Source organism: Pseudomonas cichorii (assembly GCF_003700275.1).
Classification (GTDB): Bacteria; Pseudomonadota; Gammaproteobacteria; order Pseudomonadales; family Pseudomonadaceae; genus Aquipseudomonas; species Aquipseudomonas cichorii_B.
On sequence record NZ_RBRE01000007.1, the window covers coordinates 1 to 3,874 of the forward strand.

The following is a 3,874-nucleotide window of genomic DNA, read 5'->3' on the forward strand; positions in this document are numbered from 1 at the left end:
AAAAAGTTGACCACTACAGGTGACCCATTTCGGCATATTGCCTGGCAAACTCTTCACCAAAACCGCTGGATGCGCCGGTAATCAGAACCCAGCCTTTTATCGTATTCATTGAAGGATCTCTCTATAAGTCAGGACAGATCACTGCGCCAACCTGGTATGCGCCTGAGATCTTGAATTAATAAAAGGCAGTGCTCATTCAGGCTATAAAGCCTGATAGAGGTAATCGTTGGAGCTTTCGTGTGCCAATGGCACTTGCGCTTCAATCAACTGTTGGCGCAGGAACGGGTTATCCGTACGAACTTTCCAGCTCACGTCAAAATCCGCAGTGTTTATATCCCTGGTCTGGATCGCCGCAAGCAGTGCTTCGCGCTGGGGAAAGTACACGGCGAATCCATCGCCCTTCCAGCTTGCAACGCTCATTCCCAGTGAGGCGCAGATGGCTACCTTGGCTGCAGCGTCCTGTTGATCCGCACGCCTTGATTGGTTGATCAACTCTCTCAAGGGCGGGTTTGCCACGCCATCGGTGCACAGGATCTCGCCACTTTCCCATGACTCCGGCGGGCATAACTTGTTTTGAGCACTCAAGCCAATGAACGGATTTATCTCCATCGGGTAAATGCGGCACACCAATGGCCGCTCTTCATAAATGCCGCACAAGTTATCGGCTCGCAGGCTGGGACATTGCTTTAAAGCGTTGCCGGCAAAGACGGCAATGACATGAATGTCTTTCTTGCCAGTACTTACCTTGGCCGCCCGGCTCGCATTATGAAGATACTCCGGTGTTGCTTCGGACTCTGAGGATTGGCTGAAGGCTTCAAGTATCACGGCAACGTCATCGCCGCGTGCAAGCCATTGTTCAGCTTCATTCATGGTCAACGGTACAAGTCTGTCTTTACAGCAGATGCCACAAGCCACGCATGTATAGCGCACTGCGTTGTTATTCATAGTATGTCCAGGCTAATCCGTACTGCCTCCGTGACCGGCCTCGGTAACGAGGCGTTGAATCGTTGCCCTTGCATCGCCGTCCAGCTCCGGCTCGACGGCGATGCAATGACAGCCAACTGTCAGTTCAGCGTGGCCAGATCCTCTGCAGCGAAACCGCGCAGTTCCTGAGTCTGGCCGGTGCGAACCTTGCTGGCCCACTCAGCGTCCGAAATCAATACGCGGCCAACGGCGATCAGGTCGAACTCTTCGCGCTCCATCCGGCCATGCAGGCTGTCCAGTGCCGCTGCGCCGGAACCTGCGCCACCGAAGGCGTTGAAGAAGTCCGAATCCAGCCCGACCGAGCCAACGCTGATCGTCGCGGCGCCAGTCAGCTTCTTGGCCCAACCGGCAAAGTTCAGGCCTTCGGCTCCGTCGATTTCCGGGAACTCTGGCTCCCAGAAACGACGCTGCGAGCAGTGCAGGATGTCCACGCCGGCCTCTACCAGCGGAGCCAGCCAATCGGTCATTTCCTGAGGCGAAGTGGCCAGCCGTGCGCCGTACTCCTGCTGCTTCCACTGGCTCACGCGCAGGATCAGCGGGAAGTCAGGACCAATAGCGGTGCGGATGGAACGGACAATTTCAGCCGCGAAACGCGAGCGCTCGCGAATCGTCGCACCACCGAAGGCGTCTGTGCGTGTATTGGTCCCGGGCCAGAAGAACTGGTCGATCAGGTAGCCATGCGCGCCATGCAACTCAAGGGTGTCGAACCCCAGGCGCTTCGCTTCCACTGCGGCACGGGTAAATGCAGCAACGGTGTCGGCGATATCTTCCTGTGTCATCGCAACGCCGTGCGGATCTGCCGGACCAACCAGGCCGGAAGGGCTTTCAGCGGGGGCATCGGGCTCCCAACCTTGTGCGCCCTGCATTGGACGAATCGCACCAGTGTGCCAAATCTGCGGACCTATACGACCGCCAGCGGCATGAACTTCCTTGGCGACTTCAGCCCAACCGGCCAGCGCGGCGTCCCCGTGGAACAGGGGAATGCCTGGCATGTTGCGCGAGGCTGGGCGGTCGACCACGGTGCCCTCGGTCAGGATCAGGCCAACGCCACCTGCTGCACGGCGACGGTAATACTGCGCCTGAGCCGAACCGGGAATCCCGCCTTCAGCCATGCCGCGGGTCATCGGAGCCATTACGATGCGGTTGGGGAGCTTCAGGCCTTTCAGGGTGAACGGCGTAAACAGGATGTCGTCCGACATGGATTTTCCTTTTTGATGTTTGCCGCCATTACGGCGTGGAAGAGGACGAGCCAGAGTGCTCGCATCCGCTTTTTCGATCTGTGGATTTGCGACAATAATGGTGATCACAATCTAAGCTGTCAATCACTTTGATTACGAGCATAATCAAAAATTGATTTTCTCGCACAGGCTGCTTGATGGGGGAAATTCGGGGGAGGGATTGCCGACCAAGGTGGCATGACGCACGCCGACCAGAAATGGAGCGTCGTGCGTCACAGCCTATTTTCAGGGTTTGGCCTCAGGCAGGGCATCGACCGCAACTACACCGATGTCCGGAAAGGAAGTGACAGACTTGCGTTTGCCTGCACGCAACTGTACCCACAATAGAGCAGCGGCAAGAGAAGCGGCCACAGTCAGTGTCAGCCACAATGCGATCAGCAGACTGAAGGAAACTCCATTGTTCAATTCGCGAAAGATACCCAACGCAAAAGCGATGTACCAAGACATGGCAGAAAGCGCACCGGAAATCAGAAAGACCGCAATACGTCCACGCGAAACGCCATCCAGTATCGGTTGACTCATATCGCGCAGAACAACCGGCAATACGAACACATGAATCAGCATGCCATTAAGCGTCAGGGCTGTAACGATACATACCTTTGCCCAGAGTTTGGGGTTCGCAAGTTTTTCCGGCGACTCCATACCATAGAGCGCAAGAAATCCCAGGCCAGAGAGCCACAGAAGACCAAGACCTATGGCGACCACGGTACTGATAAAAGTGAAAGTGCTCTTTATTTCAACGGGCAGGCTGCCTTTGCGCATCCAGCGAAGGATCCAGTAATCCAGCATGGTCGCGCCGCCCAGGCCGAAGCACAAGCCGAGCAGGTGCAAGCCGATCAGAAGCGTCAGGACCCGCACATGCGGGAGCGGATCGGGTAAATCAATCTTGAGTTCACGAGGATCTGCCAGCGCAGGTTCGCAGAATGTTATTGCCAACGTCATGGCCATTAAAGCCATGACGGAACCAAACGGGCTAGCAGTTCTTTTATGCATTGTTTCACCTCGGCCTAACGGACCTTTTCCATGAGAAAGTCACATCCTGGCCGTAGCATAAAGAACGCTAATTGAAATGATTAATTAAAAATTCGCATGATAGAGTTCAAAAAATAAAACTTGTTTTTTATTACCTACCGATTGGTAATAGGAGATTTTTTATTTTTCATGAACACATACAGACATCCGAAATACTTTTTTACAAAAGCATTAATTTTTTTGGCTTTTCACCCATACTTACCTTTATGTAAGTACTTTAAATCTTCTGAAAACAAATTAACAGCTTCATTTATCACGCAAGGCAGAGTGAATTCATTTATATGAAGGATGACTGACAACCCGTTCAATTATTAGCAGTCGGGAGTCGCGCGAGACTGAAACTTTAATGCGACTCCCAAGGCAAGAACGCGGAAAACTACCGTTTATCTTCCAGTCGTCGCCGGATGGCTCCTCCCAGGGACGTCAGGCGGTATTTCTGGTTACGGCTGGTTGGCTTGTCGGGCACTGTCATGGCTATTGCGCCATATTCCAGAGCCGGTACCAGGTACTGCTTACGGAAGTGCTCGGCATCGCTCAGCTTCAGTTGGCGCTGAAGCTCCATACGGCTCACATCTCCGCTTAGCGCCAGGACCAGCCTTTCGACTTCCGGGGTGACTTCC

Annotated in this window: 4 protein-coding genes and 1 pseudogene; all 5 read right to left on the minus strand. The window is 54.0% G+C overall.

All coding sequences use genetic code 11. The annotated features are described in order from the left end of the window. Window positions 1–22 precede the first annotated feature (22 nt). A pseudogene (locus ALQ04_RS27550) lies at window positions 23–109 on the minus strand (short-chain dehydrogenase); the annotation flags it as partial. Window positions 110–201: 92 nt separating this feature from the next. Continuing rightward, the gene (locus ALQ04_RS01685) at window positions 202–945 is read right to left on the minus strand and encodes a YkgJ family cysteine cluster protein (protein WP_122314055.1); all 744 of its coding nucleotides are present in this window, start codon (window positions 943–945) and stop codon (window positions 202–204) included. Window positions 946–1,064: 119 nt separating this feature from the next. Continuing rightward, window positions 1,065–2,183: an NADH:flavin oxidoreductase gene (locus ALQ04_RS01690; protein ID WP_122314057.1), complete on the minus strand. Its 1,119-nt coding sequence runs from the start codon at window positions 2,181–2,183 to the stop codon at window positions 1,065–1,067. Window positions 2,184–2,447: 264 nt separating this feature from the next. Further along, complete coding sequence (locus ALQ04_RS01695; protein WP_221033382.1) at window positions 2,448–3,215, minus strand: hypothetical protein; 768 nt, start codon at window positions 3,213–3,215, stop codon at window positions 2,448–2,450. A gap of 415 nt (window positions 3,216–3,630) precedes the next feature. Continuing rightward, on the minus strand, window positions 3,631–3,874 hold a 244-nt coding region (locus ALQ04_RS01700), incomplete at its 5' end, for a Fic family protein (RefSeq protein WP_409077229.1).

What these genes read in the sequence shown, in the direction of transcription:
- ALQ04_RS01685 (WP_122314055.1), bottom strand. Translation starts at nt 945, where the DNA reads ATGAATAACAACGCAGTGCGCTATACATGCGTGGCTTGTGGCATCTGC.
- ALQ04_RS01690 (WP_122314057.1), bottom strand. Translation starts at nt 2,183, where the DNA reads ATGTCGGACGACATCCTGTTTACGCCGTTCACCCTGAAAGGCCTGAAG.
- ALQ04_RS01695 (WP_221033382.1), bottom strand. Translation starts at nt 3,215, where the DNA reads ATGCATAAAAGAACTGCTAGCCCGTTTGGTTCCGTCATGGCTTTAATG.